The sequence below is a fragment of the Nocardiopsis camelliae genome (genome assembly GCF_028993595.1).
GTDB classification, from domain to species: domain Bacteria; phylum Actinomycetota; class Actinomycetes; order Streptosporangiales; family Streptosporangiaceae; genus Nocardiopsis; species Nocardiopsis dassonvillei.
The window spans coordinates 3,009,342-3,027,314 of the sequence record NZ_CP118614.1 but is presented as its reverse complement, the minus strand read 5'-3'; the positions used below and the strand labels follow the sequence as shown (position 1 = coordinate 3,027,314).

General features: G+C 74.8%; 13 protein-coding genes. 5 read left to right on the top strand and 8 right to left on the bottom strand.

The window, feature by feature from the left end; translation table 11 throughout:
- Positions 1 to 300: 300 nt before the first annotated feature.
- On the bottom strand, positions 301 to 2,664 hold the full coding sequence (locus tag PV789_RS13230) for an AbfB domain-containing protein (protein WP_274977706.1): 2,364 nt from the start codon (positions 2,662 to 2,664) through the stop codon (positions 301 to 303).
- Between the two features lie 322 nt (positions 2,665 to 2,986).
- Between PV789_RS13230 and PV789_RS13225 the strand changes: the two genes are divergently transcribed.
- A complete protein-coding gene (locus PV789_RS13225) occupies positions 2,987 to 4,006 on the top strand; it encodes a LacI family DNA-binding transcriptional regulator (protein ID WP_274977705.1) in 1,020 nt (339 codons plus the stop codon).
- 23 nt (positions 4,007 to 4,029) lie between these two features.
- Entirely contained in the window at positions 4,030 to 4,623 is a 594-nt protein-coding gene (locus PV789_RS13220; protein ID WP_274977704.1) for a DsbA family protein, read from the top strand.
- Positions 4,624 to 4,806: 183 nt separating this feature from the next.
- Here the strand turns inward: PV789_RS13220 and PV789_RS13215 are convergent, their stop codons facing one another.
- A complete protein-coding gene (locus PV789_RS13215) occupies positions 4,807 to 6,447 on the bottom strand; it encodes an SLC13 family permease (protein WP_274977703.1) in 1,641 nt (546 codons plus the stop codon).
- A gap of 115 nt (positions 6,448 to 6,562) precedes the next feature.
- Between PV789_RS13215 and PV789_RS13210 the strand changes: the two genes are divergently transcribed.
- Together PV789_RS13210 and PV789_RS13205 are read left to right on the top strand one after the other, a co-directional pair.
- Positions 6,563 to 7,585 (top strand): LysR family transcriptional regulator, encoded by a 1,023-nt coding sequence (locus PV789_RS13210; protein WP_274977702.1) that lies wholly within the window; start codon positions 6,563 to 6,565, stop codon positions 7,583 to 7,585.
- 91 nt (positions 7,586 to 7,676) lie between these two features.
- Positions 7,677 to 8,759, top strand: coding sequence for a tartrate dehydrogenase (locus PV789_RS13205; protein ID WP_274977701.1), 1,083 nt, complete (start codon positions 7,677 to 7,679; stop codon positions 8,757 to 8,759).
- Positions 8,760 to 8,805: 46 nt separating this feature from the next.
- Here PV789_RS13205 and PV789_RS13200 read toward each other — a convergent pair whose 3' ends face one another.
- Entirely contained in the window at positions 8,806 to 11,349 is a 2,544-nt protein-coding gene (locus tag PV789_RS13200) for a tetratricopeptide repeat protein (protein ID WP_274977700.1), read from the bottom strand.
- 278 nt (positions 11,350 to 11,627) lie between these two features.
- On the opposite strand from PV789_RS13200, the gene PV789_RS13195 reads away from it, so the two are divergent.
- Positions 11,628 to 12,014: a pyridoxamine 5'-phosphate oxidase family protein gene (locus PV789_RS13195; RefSeq protein ID WP_274977699.1), complete on the top strand. Its 387-nt coding sequence runs from the start codon at positions 11,628 to 11,630 to the stop codon at positions 12,012 to 12,014.
- Between the two features lie 11 nt (positions 12,015 to 12,025).
- Here the strand turns inward: PV789_RS13195 and PV789_RS13190 are convergent, their stop codons facing one another.
- The 5 genes from PV789_RS13190 to PV789_RS13170 all read right to left on the bottom strand — a co-directional run bounded on the left by PV789_RS13190 (position 12,026) and on the right by PV789_RS13170 (position 17,973).
- Positions 12,026 to 12,604, bottom strand: coding sequence for a DapH/DapD/GlmU-related protein (locus PV789_RS13190; RefSeq protein ID WP_274977698.1), 579 nt, complete (start codon positions 12,602 to 12,604; stop codon positions 12,026 to 12,028).
- 98 nt (positions 12,605 to 12,702) lie between these two features.
- Positions 12,703 to 14,079 carry a UDP-N-acetylmuramoyl-tripeptide--D-alanyl-D-alanine ligase gene (locus tag PV789_RS13185; protein ID WP_274977697.1) on the bottom strand — a complete coding sequence of 459 codons (1,377 nt, stop codon included), beginning with the start codon at positions 14,077 to 14,079 and terminating at the stop codon, positions 12,703 to 12,705.
- Between the two features lie 259 nt (positions 14,080 to 14,338).
- Entirely contained in the window at positions 14,339 to 14,515 is a 177-nt protein-coding gene (locus PV789_RS13180; RefSeq protein ID WP_274977696.1) for a hypothetical protein, read from the bottom strand.
- Between the two features lie 189 nt (positions 14,516 to 14,704).
- Entirely contained in the window at positions 14,705 to 15,541 is an 837-nt protein-coding gene (locus PV789_RS13175) for a S1 family peptidase (RefSeq protein ID WP_274977695.1), read from the bottom strand.
- A gap of 284 nt (positions 15,542 to 15,825) precedes the next feature.
- The gene (locus tag PV789_RS13170; RefSeq protein ID WP_274977694.1) at positions 15,826 to 17,973 is read right to left on the bottom strand and encodes a heavy metal translocating P-type ATPase; all 2,148 of its coding nucleotides are present in this window, start codon (positions 17,971 to 17,973) and stop codon (positions 15,826 to 15,828) included.

The window sequence follows — 17,973 nt, the reverse complement described above, 5'->3', positions numbered from 1 at the left end:
AGTCTCCACCTGGGAAGGAGCGCTCGCGCGGGTCGCCGTCGAGCGGTGTCGGTCGTGTGGTCACGCGGGGTCGCGCACGGAGGGGGGCGACGGGGCCGTGGGAGCGCGGCCCCGCCGGGTGGCCCGGTGTCGGCGGTGCGCGGGGCGGCGCCGACACCGGCTCCCGGTCGTGGTCGGTGGTCCGTCAGTGGTCGGCAAGCGCTGTGCGCGCCCGGTGTGAGCGCTGTGCGAGCCGGGTGTGCGTGCCGCGGGGCGCCGTGTGGGCGCTCTGTCAGCCGCCGGTCAGCGGCGGGGGCGCGCTCACGGCGCCGCCCAGGGGTCCTCCACCGCCCAGCTGGCGTCCTCGAAGAACAGGTGGGAGGTCTCGTAGGGCTCGGGTCCGCCCATTCCGGCCAGCCACAGCTCGGAGTCGTGGTGGCGCAGGTACTGGTCGGGGAAGTTGTAGGAGCGCAGCGACACCCCGGTGCCGGACAGCCCGGGAACGGCGCACCAGGTGGCGTCCCGACGGAACAGCTCCGAGCCGTCGGGGGCCTCGCGGTACACGCGGGACTCGCGGTGGCGCAGGTACTCGCCGGGATGGTTGCGCGACTCCAGCGAGTAGCAGGCGTCGTCGGCCAGACCCGCGACGATCCGCCAGGTGGCGTCCTGTTTGAGCAGGTCGGAGCTGTCTCCGTCGACGGGCTCGGTGAAGCCCAGCGCGTCCCGGTGGCGGACGTAGCGGTCGGTGTGGCCGGGGGTGGTGACCCGCAGCGACCGGTACTCGTCCTCGGGCAGGTCGGCCGTGCCGCCGATCGGGCGGCCCGCGATCAGGTCCTCGTGCGCGGCCCTGACCTGGTCCGCGTCGACCTTCAGCTCCTGGCGGTCGTAGGTCCACAGGCCGTTCAGCTCGTTCTCGACGTCGGTGATCTCGGTGTAGATGGAGGCCGAGAGCCCGTTGGTGCGCTCCAACCGCTGCACGCCCGCCATCAGGCCGACGTAGCGGTGGGTCAGTGCCTCCCTGTCGGAGACCATCGCGTAGCCGAAGCCGTCGCCGGGGCTCCACTCGTGGCCCTGGACCCGCAGGCCCAGACCGCCGAACTCGCCGAGCACCGAGATCCGCTCGTCGGTGGCCGGGGTCGGATCGCCGGGCCCCACGTAGATGTGGGAGTCGATGACGTCGCCGTTGCCGGTGTCGTACCAGCCCGATGCGCCGGTGACCAGCCGCGAGGGGTCTATGGCGGCGACCTCGTCGGCGATGCGGGCCCCGTCGTACTGGCCCCAGCCCTCGTTGAAGGGGATCCACTGGGTGATGGAGGGGAAGCTGCGGTGCTGGTCGACCATCTCGCGCAGTTCGGTCTCGAACTGCTCCTGCGCGGCCTGGTCCGGGGCGTGCGCCATGGAGGGCATGTCCTGCCAGACGATCAGGCCCATGCGGTCGGCCCAGTGGTACCAGCGGTCGGGTTCGACCTTGACGTGCTTGCGGATGGTGTTGTACCCGAGGTCCAGGTGCGCCTGGATGTCGAACCTCAGCGCCTCGTCGGTGGGGGCGGTGGAGACGCCGTCGGGCCAGTAGCCCTGGTCGAGGGTGCCCACCTGGAAGACGTACTCGCCGTTGAGCACGGGGCGCAGCACCCCGTCGACCTCCTCGGTGCCGATGGAGCGCATGCCCGTGTAGCTCTCCACGCGGTCGTGCACCCGCCCGCCGCGCTCCAGGGTGACCTCCACGTCGTAGAGGAAGGGGTCGTCGGGTGACCACGGCCGGGGGTCGGGGACGGGGACGGCGATCCCGGTCCCGGGCGCGCCGGTGGCGGTGCCGACCACGGTGTCGCCGTCCAGGACGGTGACCCTGGCGGTGGCCCCCCGGGCGCGTTCGGCGTGCACGACGGCGTCGAGCGTCTCGCCGGGCAGGTCCGGGGTGAGGTCGACCCGGGTGGTGTGCGCGGGCGCGACCGGTTCCAGCCAGACGGTCTGCCAGATGCCGGTGTAGGAGGTGTAGAAGATGCCGCCGGGCTCGTCGCGCTGCTTGCCGACGGGCTGGCCGCCGCCGTCGGTGGGGTCGTGCACGCCCACGACGACCTCGTTGCCGCCCTCGCGCAGGGCGTCGGTGACGTCGAGGGAGAAGCGGTCGTAGCCGCCGGAGTGGTCCCCGACCTCGGTGCCGTTGACCCAGACCCGGGCCCGCCAGTCGACGGCGTCGAAGTTGAGGACGACCCGGCGCCCGTCCCAGGAGTCGGGGACGGTGAAGGTGCGGCGGTACCACATGTGGTCGTGGTCCTCGGCGATGCCCGAGAGCGCGGACTCCACGGGGTAGGGGACGAGGATCCGGCGGTCCAGCGTCCGGCCGAAGGGCGGGGCCTCGCCCTCCCGGGCGGGGGCCCACTCCCACAGTCCGTTGAGGTTGAGCCAGTCCTCGCGCACCATCTGCGGGCGCGGGTACTCGGGCAGGGCGTTGTCCGGGGAGACCTCGTCGGTCCAGGGAGTGGTCATCGGCGGCTCGACGGGCGCCCAGTCGTCGGCCGCCGCGGGACCCACGGCGGTGAAGGGCAGGAACAGGAGCGAGGCCAGGGCCGCCCGGAGGAGCGCGGCGGCGCGGGGGCGACCGGGGCGGCCGTGTGCGGCGGGGCGGTCGGCGGAGGGGGTGGGGGGAGTCGGTCCGGCGGGGGGTTCGGAGGAGCGGCGTCTCATGGGGGCCTCCGGAGGGGGGAGATCCGATCCGCACGCGGCCACGGGACGTGGCGGCCCGGGGAAAGAGGCCGTGTGCGGCGTTATCGCGTCTTTTACAACGTGAGAAAACCGGTTTCCCCATGATGAGAGCACAGTCACATCGGCCTGTCCAGACCCGGAAAGCCATCTGGAAAAACCCTGTCCAGAAAGGCTCTGGAGCGCACGAACGGGAGATCTCCTGGGCAGGAGCGTTGCACGGGGAGCCGTCCCGTGCTGTATAACGATAGAAAAATCGCCGGAAAACGCACGGGTTCACGTGTGCACCATGTGCGGAGGAGGCGCTGTGGCCATCAGCCTGAAGGACGTCGCGGAGCGCGCGGGCGTCTCGGTCAAGACGGTGTCCAACGTGGTCAACGGCTACCGCCACGTCACACCCGCCACCCGTCAGCGCGTGCAGCAGGTCATCGACGAACTCGGCTACCGGCCCAACCTGACCGCGCGCCACCTGCGCAAGGGCCGCACCGGCATCATCGCGCTGGCCCTGCCCGAGCTGGGCAACCCCTACTTCGCCGAACTCGCCGACGCCGTGATCAACTACGCCGCCGGGCTCGACCGCATCGTGCTGCTCGACCACACCTACGGCCGCAGGGACCAGGAGGTGCTGTTCGCCCAGGGCTTCCGCGCCCGGCTGATCGACGGGCTGATCCTGAGCCCGATCGAGCTGGAGAACGAGGACCTGCTCGCACGCGAGCACGACGCCCCCCTGGTGCTGCTGGGCGAGCGCGAGTACGAAGCTCCCTACGACCACGTCGCCATCGACAACGTGGCCGCCGCCCGCACCGCGACCCGGCACCTGCTCGACCTGGGCCGCCGCCGCATCGCCTTCATCGGCGCCCGCCACGGCCGCTCGCGCCAGCCCGCCCACCTGCGCCTGCGCGGATGGCGCGAGACCGTGACCGCGGCGGGTGCGGCGGCGGACGACGCGCTGGTGGCCACCACCGACGGCTACACCCGCCGGGACGGCGCCCAGGCGATGGCCCGCCTCCTGGACTCGGGGACCGCGCCCGACGCCGTCTTCTGCTACAACGACCTCATCGCGATCGGCGCCATGCGCACGCTCACCGAGCGCGGCCTGCGGGTGCCCGAGGACGTCGCGGTCGTGGGCTTCGACGACATAGAGGACGGCCGCTACTGCACGGCCACCCTCACCACCATCGCGCCGCACAAGCAGGCCATCGCGCGGGCCGCGGTGGACGCGCTGCTGGCCCGGCTGGAGGGCGGCGCGCAGGGCCCGGCCGAGTCGCGGCGCGTGCGCCCGGGGTTCGCGCTGGTGCCCAGGGAGAGTACGCTCGGGCGGCCGTGACGCCGCTACGAGGAGGCCCCGCCATGACCCCTGAGCCCTGGACGGTCGACTTCTGGTTCGACCCGTCCTGCCCGCTGAGCTGGGTCACCGCGCGCTGGCTGCGCGGGGTCGCCCGGGAGCGCCCGGTCACGGTCCGGTGGCGGGTGATGAGCCTGTCGGTGCTCAACGAGGGCCGGGACGAGGACCCCGAGGGCGACACGGAGGGCTACCTGTGGATCCCCGCCCGCGTGTGCGCGGCGGTGCAGAGCGGCCACGGGCACGAGGCGCTCGGCCGGTTCCACGAGGCGCTGTGGACCGGGGAGGACGCCGCGGAGGGCGGGTGGATCAGCGGCCTCGCCGACGCCCTGCGCCGGGCGGGGCTGCCCGAGGACCTGGCCGGGGCCGGCCTCTCCGGGGAGCACGACCCCTTCCTGCGCGCCTCCCACCACGACGCCGTGCGCCGTGTGCATGGTGAGGTCGGAACGCCGATCCTGGCCCTGACCGGCGCCGACGGCGCGTCGCGGGCGGTCTTCGGCCCCGTCGTCGCCGAGCCGCCGGGCCGGGAGGAGTCGCTGCGCCTGTGGGAGGCGGTCGTGCTCCTCACCGGCGTCCCCGGGTTCCGCGAGATCAAGGCCTGAGGCGCGCGGACGCCCGCGCCGACGCGGCGCGGCGGGCCTTGCGCGCGAGGCGTTCGGGAGACTCGGCCGCGTCCCGCACGGCCCCGCTCCGGCGGGAGCGGATTCCGCGAGCGCGGCGTCCACGCGGCGCGGCGGTCCGCTCGGACCACCGGCCCGGGCGGCCCGCCGGTGCGCGGGGGCGGGTCAGGTCCCGATGCCGGTGAGCGCGACCATGACCGGCACGAGCGCGATGATCAGGGCGGCGCCGATGACGTCGAAGCAGATCCCGGAGCGGATCATCCGGGTGATCGGCACGCAGCCCGAGCCGTAGACGATGGCGTTCTGCGGTGTGGAGACGGGCAGCATGAACCCGAAGGAGGCCGCGAACGTCGCCGCGAGCGCGGGCACGAACGGGTCGACCCCCGCCGCCACCGCCAGGGGGATGACGATCGGCACGACAACGGCCGCCGAGGAGGTGTTGCTGGTGGTCTCGGAGATGACGACGGCCAGGACCACGCCGAACGCGGTGATGGCCAGGGCGCTGGTGATCCCCAGCCCGGAGGAGGCCGCCTGGCCGATCGTGGCCGCGAGCCCGGTGGAGGAGAGCAGGGCGCCGAAGATGATGCCGGTGCCGAAGAGCAGGATGGTGCCCCAGTCGATCCGCGCGGCGTCGCTCCAGCTCAGGGTCATCTCGCGCCGCTTCCAGCTGACGGGCAGCACGAAGAGCAGGCAGGCGCCCAGGACCGCGACGATGCCGTCGTTGAGGCGGTCGTCGACCAGCGCGTACAGGGCGGCGTCGGTGCCGGTGAACAGTCCGACCAGGGCCGGGGTGAGCCACAGGACGACGGTGGTGCCGAAGGCGAGCACCGTGTTCCTCTCGGCCCGGCTCATGGGACCCTGGGCGGCGCGCTGCTCGCGGATGTACTCGGTCACGCCCTCGATGCGGCGGATCTCGGGGCGGTTGATCAGCAGCAGCACCACGGCCAGCACGGCGAACATGCCCGCGACCAGGGGCAGGGCCGTCAGGACCCACTGCGTGAACGGGATGCGCTCGCCGGTGGCCTCCTCGATGAGGGCGCGGCCGATGAGGTTGGGCGGGGCCCCGACCGGGGTGAGCAGGCCGCCCACGCTCGCCCCGTAGGCGAGCATCAGCATCAGGGCGGCGCCCACCCGCAGCCGTCTGGGGTCGAAGCCGGGGCGCACGACCCCGCGGTCCTGCATCAGGCGGGCGATGACCGCCAGGATGCCCAGCGCCGTGGGCATGAGCATGGCCACCGTGGCGGTGTTGGAGATGAAGCTGGAGACCACGCAGGTGATGGCGCCGAAGGCCAGGATGATCCGGGTGGTCGAGGAGCCCACGCCGGGCAGGGCGAGCACGAAGAAGGCCAGGCGCCGCGCCACCCCGTGTTTGAGCATGGCCTGCGCGAGGACGAACACGCCGATGAAGGTGAACACGGTCGTGGACCCGAAGGGCGCCAGCACGTCGTCGGGGGGCGCCACGCCCAGCAGGACGATCGCGGCGACCCCGATCAGGCCGCCGATGGGGATGGGCACGCTCTCGCAGATCCACAGGGCGATCACCCCGAGCAGGACCGCGGCGAGCAGTTGCTGCTGCCGGTCCATCCCCAGCGGGAGCAGGGCGAAGACGATCGCGAGCGCGGGTGCCAGGACCCATCCCAGCGTGGCCCGGCCCCGTTCGAACCGCTCCTCGGCGGGCGAGAGCCTCTGCCGTGCCAGGTCCTCCTGGGACCGTCCGCCCAGGAGGGCGGCCTCCACGTCGGTGCGCCCGGCCGGGCCGGGCGGCGGGGAGGCGGGGGGTGGTGCGGGTGTGGTCTCCGATGACATGCGCTCTCCTTCGGTCGGTGCGCAGACCACTCTCAACGTGTGACCGCCATCACGTCCAAGACGTAGTTTCTCTCGGACCCATAGACTGCGCCTATGAATCGGTGGGTGAGCTGACATGGACGCGCGACAGCTGTCCTACTTCCTGGCCATCGTCGACCACGGCGGATTCGGCAGGGCCGCCGAGCACCTGCACATCGCCCAGCCCTCGTTGTCCCAGGCCATCGCGGGTCTGGAGCGGGAGCTGGGCGTGGACCTGTTCCACCGGGTGGGCCGGGGCGTGGTGCTGACCGACACCGGCACCCGCCTGATCGAACCGGCTCGCCAGGTGGTCCGGGACCTGGAGGCGGTGCGCGACACCGCGCGCTCGGCCCGCGGGCTGCGGCGGGGGCGGGTGGACCTGGTCTCGACGCCCTCGCCGGGGATCGAGCCGCTCACGACGCTGATGGCCTCCTTCGCGCGGGAGTACCCGCTGATGACGGTCAACGTGGCGGGGGCCTTCACCCCCGAGGAGGTGGTCCAGCACGTGCGCTCGGGGGCGGCCGAGATCGGGCTGCTGGGCTCGGCGGGCCATCCGCGCACCGCGGACCTGCGGGTGCTGCCGGTGGAGGAGCAGCCCCTGGTGCTGCTGTCCCCGCCCCAGGAGGAGGGCGCCCCGCCGGAGCGGGCCGGGTCAGGGCGGAGCGGCGCCGACCGGAACGCGTCCGACCGGGAGCAGGCCGACCGGAAGGGGACCGCGTCCGATGGCGGCGGGCCTGGCCCGGACCGGATCGACCGCGCGGACCTGGACGGTCTGCGGCTGATCGCCTCCCAGCGCGGCAGCCTCATGCGCCAGATCGTGGACGACATCCTGGCGGGCGGCACCGACGCGCACCTGGCCGCCGAGGTCGACCACCGCACCTCGATCCTGCCCCTGGTGCTGTCCGGGCTCGGCCACGCCGTCATGCCCTCCTCCTGGAAGCCCATCGCCACGCGCATGGGCGCCCGGGTCCGCCTCATCGAACCGGTCTCCCACCTGCGCGTCGTCATCGTCAGCCGCGCCTCACGGATGACGCCCGCCGCGCAGGCCTTCCTCGGCGTCGCCGAGCACTACGCCGGGTCCCGCCCGGAAGCGGGCCCGGAGGGTTCCGCGCAGGCATAGGCGCCGCCTATGGGTCACATCGCCGATGCGTCTTGGACGCGGCCGGGTGCGGCGCGCTTGACTTCCGGGGAACCCGACCGACGGAGGAGACATGACCCAGACCCGCCACTTCCGCATCGCCGCCATCCCCGGTGACGGCGTCGGGAGCGAGGTGGTCGACGCGGGCCGCCAGGTGCTCGACGCCCTGGCCTCGGCCTCGCACGGCACCCTCGGCTTCACCTGGCAGGAGTTCCCGTGGGGCTCGGACTTCTACGCCCGCACCGGCAAGATGATCGACGACGACGGCCCCGAGCGGCTCAGGGAGTTCGACGCGCTCTACTTCGGCGCCGTGGGCTGGCCCACCGTCCCCGACCACGTCAGCCTGTGGGGCCTGCGGCTACGCCTGTGCCAGGGCTTCGACCAGTGGGCCAACGTCCGGCCCGTCCACTTCCTGCCCGGCGTCACCAGCCCCCTGCGCAAGGCCGACACCACCGAACTGGACTGGGTCGTGGTCCGCGAGAACTCCGAGGGCGAGTACGGCGGGTTCGGCGGCCGCAACTTCTCCGCGCGCGGCCGGGGCGGCGAGGTGGCCGTGCAGTCGGCGGTCTTCACCGAGACCGGCTGCGAGCGCATCATCCGCTTCGCCTTCGACCTGGCCCGCACCCGCAGCAGGCGCAAGGTGTCGTCGGTGACCAAGAGCAACGCCCAGCAGTACGGCATGGTGCTGTGGGACGAGGTGTTCTCGCGCGTGGCCGCCGACTACCCCGACGTGGAGACCGAGAGCGTGCTGGTGGACGCCATGTCCGCCAAGTTCGTCCTGCGCCCGGAGGAGCTGTCGGTGGTGGTGGCCTCCAACCTCAACGCCGACATCCTCTCCGACCTCGGCAGCGCCCTGGCCGGGAGCCTGGGCCTGGCCGCCAGCGCCAACCTCAACCCCGAGCGCCGCTACCCCAGCATGTTCGAACCGGTGCACGGGTCGGCCCCCGACATCGCCGGAAGGGGCGTGTGCAACCCGATCGGCGCCATCGGCAGCGCCGCCCTCATGCTGGAGCACTTCGGCCTGGACGAGGAGGCCGCGCGGGTGCAGCGGGCCGTCCGGGCGACGTGCGCCCAGGGCGTGCTGACCGCGGACGTGGGCGGCAGCGCCTCCACCAAGGACGTCACCTCGGCGCTGATCGACAACCTCGCCGACTGAGCGCGGCGCCCGGGAGCGAGGTGGCCCCGCGGCCGGGGCCACCGCGTCACCCTGCCCCGCCGACCCGCGCCCTCCGCCGCCACAGCTCCAGGTCGGCCCCGATCTCCCGGGTCCTGGGGTGGTCGGGCCCCAGGACGCGCAGTTGGTCGGGCAGAAGGGCCTCCAACGCCTCGGCCGCCCGCACGGGATCGCCCGCCTCACCGCGGAAACGGGCCAGGCTGTGGCGGGTGGTGAGGACGTGGGGGTGGTCGGCGCCCAGATACCGGACCTGGTCGGTCAGGAGTGCGCCGAGCCCGTCCAGCGCGCCCGCGTGGTCTCCCCGGACGCCCCGCCAGGCGGCGATCTGACCACGGGTGCTGAGGGTGTCGGGGTGGCCGGGCCCCAGGAGGCGCAGTTGGTCGGGGAGCAGGGCCTCGAAGCCCGCGATGGCGCCGCCGACGTCACCCGCCCTTGCCCGCCACCGGGCGGTCTGGCTGCGGATGACCATGGTGCTCGGGTGGTCGGGGCCCAGCACGCGCCGGTGGTCCCCGATCAGCGACCGGTAGGTCTCGAAGGCGGCCCGGGCGTCCCCCGCCCGACCCTTCGAGGAGGCCAGATGGCCGCGCGCGGCCAGCGCCTCGGGATGGTCGGGGCCCAGGCGGCGCAGCAGGCCCGGCAGAAGGTCCTCCAGCGCCTCGCACGCACCGCGGGGGTCGCCCGCCCGTCCGCGCCACCGCGCCGCCTGGACCCGGGTGACCAGGGTCTGGGAGTGGTCGGCGCCCAGGACCCGCGTCATGTCGTCGGCCAGGTCCCGGAAGCCCCGGGCGGCGTCGGTGGCCTCGCCCGCCATGCCGCGCCACAGGACGAGTTCGTGGCGGGCCGCCAGCGAGTCCGGGTGCCGGGGGCCCAGCCGGAGGTCGGCGGCATCCACCAGCGACTCGGACCGGGCCGTGGCCTGGGAGAGCGCGCCGGAGCGGCCGAAGCTGCTGCCGAGCGCGAACAGCACCCGGTGCGCTCCGTCGTCCCACAGCCACTCGCCGCCGTGTTCGTCCAGCGCGGCGGCGTTGGCGCGCAGCCGCTGTCCCAGGGGGCTGGCGTGCACGTGCACGGGCCAGACCGACAGGAGCGCCTCGGCGGCCGTGTGCACGGTGTCGCGGTCGGCGGCGGTCGCGGGGTGGTCCCGGGTGGCGCGCTGTACGAGGCGGTGCGCGCCCACCACGGCGTCGTTTCCGAACCCCGTGCGGGTGACCAGGTGCAGTCTGGCCAGCGCGGACAGGGCGTCGTCGGCGTCCTGGGCGGTGGGCCGCGGGCCGTCGGGGCGCGCGCGGTGGAGGTGGTCCAGAACGGGTTCCGAGGTCAGGACCGCGGCGGGGACGCCGGTGGGGTCCAGCACGCTGACCAGCCGCATCATCGGCCGCGCCAGCCCTTCGGGGGCCAGGGTGTCGGCGTGCTCGACGGAGACCGCCCAGGTGGTGGCCACCGTCCGGGCCCCGTCGTCGGGCAGGCTCTCCCTCTCCGGGAACACCCCGGCCAGGCTGCGGCGCCGGTCCCGGAGCAGGGCGCGGTAGGAGTCGCAGGTCATGCCGTCCCTGCGGTCGCGGACGTAGGCGGCGGCGTGGGACAGGGCGAGCGGCAAATGGCCCAGTTCGTCGGCCAGGGCCCTCAGCTCCGCTTCGCCGGGGGTCCGGGGCAGGTCGTGGAGCGCGGTGGCCAGGTAGGCGAGGGACTCCGGCGGCGCGTAGGTGCCGACGCCGACGAAGGTGCGGCCCCGACCGGCCAGCGCGGTGTCGGTGCGGCGGGTGGTGACCACGAGGCGGCCCTGGGGTCCCGGGGCGTCGGCGGCGGGGGTGGTGCTGGGCGGCCACAGACCGCTCGCGTGCCGGGGGACGTCGAGGTTGTCCAGCACGACCAGCCAGCGCCGGTCGGTGGTCTGGAGCCAGGCGAGGAACTGCTGGGCCGCCCGTTCGGGGTCCTCGTCCACGTGGCCGGAGGCGACCCGGCGGGCGGCGTCGGCGTAGGTCTGCGTGATGGCGGACCGCTCGGCCGCGGGGGCCCACACCACCAGGTCGATCAGCTCCTTCGCCAGGAGGGCGCGGGCGTGGCGGGCGGCGAGCTGGGTCTTGCCCGCCCCGCCCATCCCCGTCAGGACCAGGCCCGGCACGGCCCCGGGGCGGCCCCGGGCCGCGTGGTCCATCCGACCGGTCAGGTCCCGTTCCTGGAAGTGGTCGGCCTCGTTGGGCAGGACCCCGACGACGATCGGCCAGTCGGGCCCGGCGGTCGGCGCGTGCACGATCTGCGTGTCGATGACCGTGTGGTGCCTCGGCTGGTGCACGGTGAGGACGCGCCCCTGGACCACGGTGCCGCCGCTCACGCCCCCGGTGAGGGTGTTGGCCGCCCCGTCGTCGCTCTCCGGTGCCGTGGGGCGCGGCGCGGACCGCCCCGTCCGGGCGAGCGCGGTCGCGGCGAGTGCCAGCACGGCGGCGGCGCCGACACCGGCGGCGACCCGTGCCCGGAGCGGGTCGGGGCCGCCGGCGAGCCACAGGAGGGCGGCCGCCGCGCACAGGAGCAGGGTCGCCGCGGCACCCGCCCGGACCCACCGCGTACGTGTCATGGCGCCGATTGTGGCGTGGAAACGCCCGCGCCGCCAGGCTTGCCGGTCCCCGCCCAGGTGGCGCCCGGGTCATGGCGTGTGGGCTCGTCGACCACCGCCGCGGGGGACGCGGACGGCGGCCCGGATGTCCGGCGGGGGCGGCCGCGGTGTCCCTCCCTTCGGGTTCGGGCCGGCGGGAACCGGCTCCGGCGCCGCGGGTCCCACCGGTGGTCCGGCCCCGGTGGAGGGCCCGGGCGGGGCGGTGGGATGCTGGGGGCGGTCGGACCAGGGGGGACAGGATGGACGGGGACGAGTTCACGCGGTTCTGGGCGCAGCGGCGGCTGTGCATGCTGGCGTCGCCGCGCCCGGACGGGTCCATCCACCAGGTCCCGGTGGGGGCGACCTACGACGCCGAGGCGCGCCTGGTGCGGGTGATCTCCTCGGGCAGCAGTTACAAGGCGCGCAACCTCGCGGCCCACCCCGGCGCCGGGGTGTCGGTGTCGCAGGTGGAGGGGCGCGCGTGGTGCACGGTGGAGGGCTCCGCGACGGTCTCCGACGACCCCGAGCGGGTGGCGGAGGCGGTGCGCCGCTACGGCGAGCGCTACAAGACGCCGCGGGAGAACCCGGGCCGGGTGGTCATCGAGATCGCCGTCGAGCGGTTCCTGGGCAACGTGCGTCCGGGCTGAGGGGTCCGGCGCTACCAGCGTCGGCGCACCGTGCCCTTGGGCCCGGCCACCAGGCTCGCGGCCGGAACGTCGTCGGCCACGACCGTCCCGGCCGCGACCACGGCGTCGCGGCCGATGCTGACGCCGGGCAGGACCGTCGCACCGGCGCCGATCCACACGTTCTCCGCCACGTCGATGGGCGCGCCGCTGAGGAACCGGCGCCGCTCGCCGGGGTCCACCGGGTGGCCCACCGTGATGAACGTGGCCTTCGGGCCGACCATCACGCCCTCGCCCAGGCGGATGCCCGCGTAGTCGAGGAACGTGCAGCCCTGGTTGACGAAGACGCGCTCGGCCAACTCCAGGCGCAGGCCGTGGTCGGTGTAAAAAGGTGGATAGATCGTCACCCGCGCCGGGAGGGGGCGGCCCAGGATCTGTTCGAACAGCGCCGCCCTCCCCTCCTCGTCGTCGAACGGCAGGACGTTGAGGCGGGAGGTCAGCTCCGTGGCCCGCAGCACCCTCTCGCTCATCGCCCGGAACTCCGCGCCCAGGACGCGTTCACCCCTGGCCTGGAGTTCCGGGTCGTGGATCAGCATGAAGCGGTCGTCGGTCATCGGGTGATTGTGGCGCATCCGCCGACGGGTCGGCGACGGCGGCCGCGGGTGCCCCGCCGGGCGGGGCGCCCGCGGCGGCCCCGCCCGGCCCCGGTCGGCTACCGGTCCGCGAGCGCGTCCGCGAGCTCCCCCAGCTTCAGGGAGTTGGCGCCCTTGACGAGCACCACGTCCCCCGCCCGGAGGTCGTACCGCTCCAGCCACTCCCCGGCCTCGGCCCTGTCCGCGACCACCTGACCGCCGGGCCCGTACTCGCCCGCGAGTGCGTGCGCCTCCGCCCGGCCCACCGCGACCAGCACGTCGATGCCCAGCGACGCGGCGAGCGCGCCCACCCTGCGGTGCTCCCGCTCCGAACTGTCACCGAGTTCGCGCATCTCCCCGAGCAGGGCGATCGTGCGTCCGCCGCTCCCCCGGCCCAGGTGCGCCAGCGCGCGCAGCGCCGCGCTCGTGGAGTCGGTGTTGGCGTTGTAGGCGTCGTTGACCACCGTCACCCCGTCGGAGCGTTCGGTGACGCGCATCCGCCCCTCCGACACCGGCACCGCCGCGGTGAGCGCCCTGCCGATCTGGTCGACGTCCATCCCCGCCGCCCCGGCCACCGCGGCGGCGGCGAGCGCGTTGGGCACCTGGTGCTCCCCCACCACCTGAAGGCGGGCCGGGGCCTGCCCGGCCGGGGTGTGCAGGGTGAACGAGGCCCTGCCCTGCCCGTCGAGGGCGACGTCGGTGGCGTACACGTCGGCGACGCGCTCCACCCCGAAGGTGACCACCTCGGCCTTGGTGCGCGCGGACATCGCGGCCACCCGCGCATCGTCGGCGTTGAGCACGGCCACGCCGCCCTCGGCCGCGGAGGGCAGCGCCTCGACCAGTTCGCCCTTGGCCCTCGCGGTCATGTCCGGGCCGCCGAACTCCCCGGCGTGCGCGGTGCCGACGTTGAGCACGGCCCCGATCCGGGGCGGGGTGATGCCGGTGAGGTAGGCGATGTGCCCCTGGCCGCGAGCGCCCATCTCCACCACCAGGTGGCGGGTGTCGGCGGTGGCCTCCAGGGCGGTGAGCGGGAGGCCGATCTCGTTGTTGAACGACCCCTGCGTGAAGACGGTGGCTCCGGCGCGGTCGAGGACCTGGGCGATGAGGTCCTTGGTGGAGGTCTTGCCGGAGGAGCCGGTCACCGCGATCACGTCCAGTTCCGCCAGCGCCTCGACGTGGGCGCGGGCCCAGGCGCCCAGCGCGGCGAGGGGGTCCTCGACCACCACGGCAGGCAGGCCGAGCGGGCGGGCGGCGAGCACCGCGACCGCCCCGTCCTCGACGGCGGACGGGGCGAAGTCGTGTCCGTCGCGGCCCTGTCCGGGCAGTGCGACGAACAGGTCCCCGGGGATCGCCTCGCGGGAGTCGAAGGCGACCCCGGTCACCTGGGTCTCGGGATCGGCGTCGGTGACCCGGCCGCCGGTGGCGGCGGCGATCTGGGCGAGGGACAAGGGCTGCACGTGACCTCCGGGATGCGCTCGGCCTGAGGGTTCGACCGTACCGAGGAAGGCCGGGCGGGACCGTGATTTCGGGGCAGAACGCGGCCGCCGGTCGGCACGGACCCGCGGCGCGGGGAGCGGGGCGCGGGGAGCGGGGCGCGGGGAGCGGGGCGCCGGTCGGTCCCGTGCGCGCCGGTCCGCCTCCGCTCGCGGGAGCGCCCCGCGCACGCGAACGCCCCGCTCCCGCCGGGTGAACGGGAACGGGGCGTCGTGGCGATACCTACACGGGGTCGCCCATGCCGCCTCCGGGGACCGTGATCCCGCCGACCGGGTCACCGATGCCACCGCCGCCGGGGTGGTCGGTGGCGTGGTAGTCGGCGTAAGCGGGGGCTCCGAGGGCGAGTGCGGCGACGGCGGCGAGGGCTGCGGCTGCGGCTGCGAGCAGTCGGCGGATCATCGGTCTCCTTCTGCGTCGGGGCGGGATCCACCGGTCACACTAGGAACGCCGCCGCGCGGACGGCCAGCGGATCGGCTGTCCGCTTCCGGACGGACCACAAGCGGCCACGGCGCGCACCCCGGTCCGCCCGGGAGGGGGCGTTGCCGCCGGCCCCGCGCGCCGGGGCGCCGCCGGTGTCCGAAGGCCGGGTTACTTCCCGACGGTGTCGGCGATCCAGTCGGCGTAGTTCGCCGTTTCGGTGAAGACCCACGGGCCCACGCAGGCCACGCTCTCGTCGTAGTCGCCGTCGCGGCTGGTGAGGCCGACCAGCTCCCAGTCGCCCTTCCCACCGCGGACCATGGGGCTGCCGGAATCGGTCGAGCAGATCTGCGCCTCCTCGGTGGGGTGTTCGGAGCACAGCTCGCCGTCGAGCTCCGCGCAGCGGTCGTCGGGCACGATCTCGGTGTCGAGCTGCTGCAGGATCTCCGGCTTGGGCTCCTGGCCGAGTTCGTCGACCACGCCCCAGCCCAGGGCGCGCACCGCATCGCCCGGTTCCGGCGACTCCTCGGCGAGGCGGACGGGGGTCTGCTCGACCGGGGAGTCCAGCTTGAGCAGTGAGATGTCCTTGCGCACCAGGAGGAACGAGTTGGGGTAGTCGGGGTCGTCGCTGACATCCTCCGCGACGTAGTCCGGGTGCTGGACCACCTCGACGACCTCGCGTTCGCTGCCGCCCTCCCCGATGTTGTTGCTGCCCACCCGCACGGAGATGCTCTCCGACCCCCCGAGCAGGTCGAAGTCGGAGCAGTGGGCGGCGGTGAGCACCCACTGCTCGTCGATCAGCGAACCCCCGCAGAAGTGCTGCCCCTGGTCGTTGAACAGGGCGGTCGCGAACGGGTACTCCTCGGTGGCGTCGTCCCCGCCGATGACGGCGGACGCGGGAGCCGCCAGCGCCAGCGGACCGAGCAGCGACGCGGCTCCCACCGCCCCCGCGACCGCCACCGTCCGACCCCGACTCCGTCCGTTCCGGTTCCCGCTGATGCCGGCCATGTCCGTTCCATCCCTTCGGTCGTGCGTGTGACCACGCCTCTGTGTGCCGTCACACACGAACCTAGGGGGGCCGTCCCCGCCGGGGCATCGACCGCGGGGACCAACCCGCCCCCCGACGAAACGTCGATCGCGGGAGCCGACCCCCTACGAAAGTCGCCCGTCGCACGGGGGCCTTTCGCCGCCGGTCTCGCCAGCGCGCCTCTCCCCCGCTGATCCGCGCCGTGGGGTGCGGCGGCCCCGAGGCCCCGCCTGGCAGGGGACGGTGGGTGCGGCGGCCCGCTCGTCTAGGACCGGCCCGCCGGTCCCCGGACCGGCGAGCCGGTGGAGGCGGCGTCGCGGCGCCCGGCGCGCACCCCGTTGGCGATGACCAGGACCTCAGCCAGCTCGTGGATGAGGATGACCGCCGCCAGGCCCAGCACCCCGAACGCCGACAGCGGGATGAGGAGCAGCAGGATCGCCCCCGACAGCAGCAGGCTCTGGAGCATGATCCGCCGGGCCCGACGGGCGTGGGCCAGGGCCCGGGGCAGCGCCCGCAGGTCCTCGCCCATGAGGGCGACGTCGGCGGTCTCGATCGCGACGTCGGTGCCCATGGCGCCCATGGCCACCCCGGTGTCGGCGGTGGCCAGGGCGGGGGCGTCGTTGACGCCGTCGCCGACCATCGCCACCGGCCCGTGGCGGCGCAGGGCGCCGACCAGGGCCGACTTGCCCTCGGGACGCAGGTCGGCGTGGACCTCGTCGACGCCGATCCGCGCCGCCAGGGCGCGGGCGGTGCGCTCGTTGTCGCCGGTGAGCATCACGGTGCGCACGCCCATGCGGTGCAGGGCGGCGACCGCATCGGCGGCCTCCTCGCGCGGTTCGTCGCGGATAGCGACGGCGCCAACCAGACGGCCGTCCGCCTCGACCAGGACGGTGGTGGCGCCCCGCTCCTGGAGTCGGGCCACCTCCGGTGCCAGCGGCCCGGGGTCGACGTAGCCGGGACGGCCGAGCCGCAGGGGCGTGCCGTCGGCCGAGGTGCCGGTCAGACCGCTCCCGGTCACCGCCTCCACGTCCCGGGCGGGCACGGGGTCGGGGTGGGCGGCCAGGATCGCGGCGGCCAGCGGGTGTTCGCTGCGCGCCTCCAGCGCGGCGGCCGGGGCCAGGACCTCCTCGCGGGTGCGCCCGCGCGCGGGCACCACGGCCACCACGGCGGGCGCGTTGCGGGTCAGGGTGCCGGTCTTGTCCAGGGCGACCACCCGCACCGTCGCGAACGCCTCCAGGGCGGCCCCGCCCTTGACCAGCACGCCCGACCGGCTCGCCGCGCCGATCGCGGCGACCACGGTGACCGGGACGGCGATGGCGAAGGCGCACGGGGAGGCGGCCACCAGCACCACCAGGGCGCGCTCGACCCACACTTCCGGGTCGCCGAAGAGCGAACCGGCGACGGCGATCAGGGCCGCGGCGACGAGGATGCCCGGCACCAGGGGGCGGGCGATCCGGGCGGCCAGGCGCTGGGCGGCGCCCTTGCGCGCCTGCTCGCGTTCGACGATGTGCACGACGCGGGACAGGGAGTTGTCGGCCACCCGGGCGCCGACCTCGACCTCCAGGGCGCCGCCGCCGTTGACGGTACCGGCGAACACCACGGTCCCCTCGACGGCCTCGACGGGGACGGACTCACCGGTGACGGTGGAGGTGTCCACGGTGGAGCGGCCCGCGCGTACGGTGCCGTCGGTGGCGACGCGGTCGCCGGGCCGGACCAGGAGCAGGTCCCCGACGACGAGTTCGGCGGGCTCCACGGCGGCCTCGCGGCCCTCGCGCAGCACGGTGGCCCGGGGCGGGACCAGGTCGAGCAGGGCGCGCAGGCCGTGGCGGGTGCGGGCCACGGCGTGGTCCTCCAGCGCCTCGGCCAGGGAGAACAGGAAGGCGAGCATCGCGGCCTCGCCCACCTCGCCGAGCAGGACGGCTCCGGCCATGGCCACGGTCATCAGCGTGCCCACGCCCAACTTTCCGCGGACGAGGGCGCGCAGGGTGCCGGGGACGAAGGTCCGTCCTCCCGCCGCGATGGCCCCCGCGAACAGCACGGTCGGCACGGCAGGGACCGGGGTGAGCCACTGCGCGATCAGCCCGGACAGCCACAGGGCACCCGCCAGGCCCGCCCACCGGACGGTGGCCGAGTCCCACCAGGCGCCCGGCTTCTCCTCCGGTTCCGGGGCGTCCGCGCCGCAGGTCGGGTCGCCGCAGCCGTCGTCGGCCGCCGTCCCGGCACCGGCGTGGCCGTCGTCGGAAGCACCGTCGGCGGTGACCGCCCGGGGGCGCCCGCGGGCGTCACCGCCCGAGCAGCAGGAGCAGGTGACCGAGGCGGGGGCCCGGGGCACGGGCGCGGGTGTGAGGTTCGGCGTCGGGCGGCCCCGGCGGGGCTCGGGCGCCCCGTCGTCGCCGCAGCACAGGTCGGACAC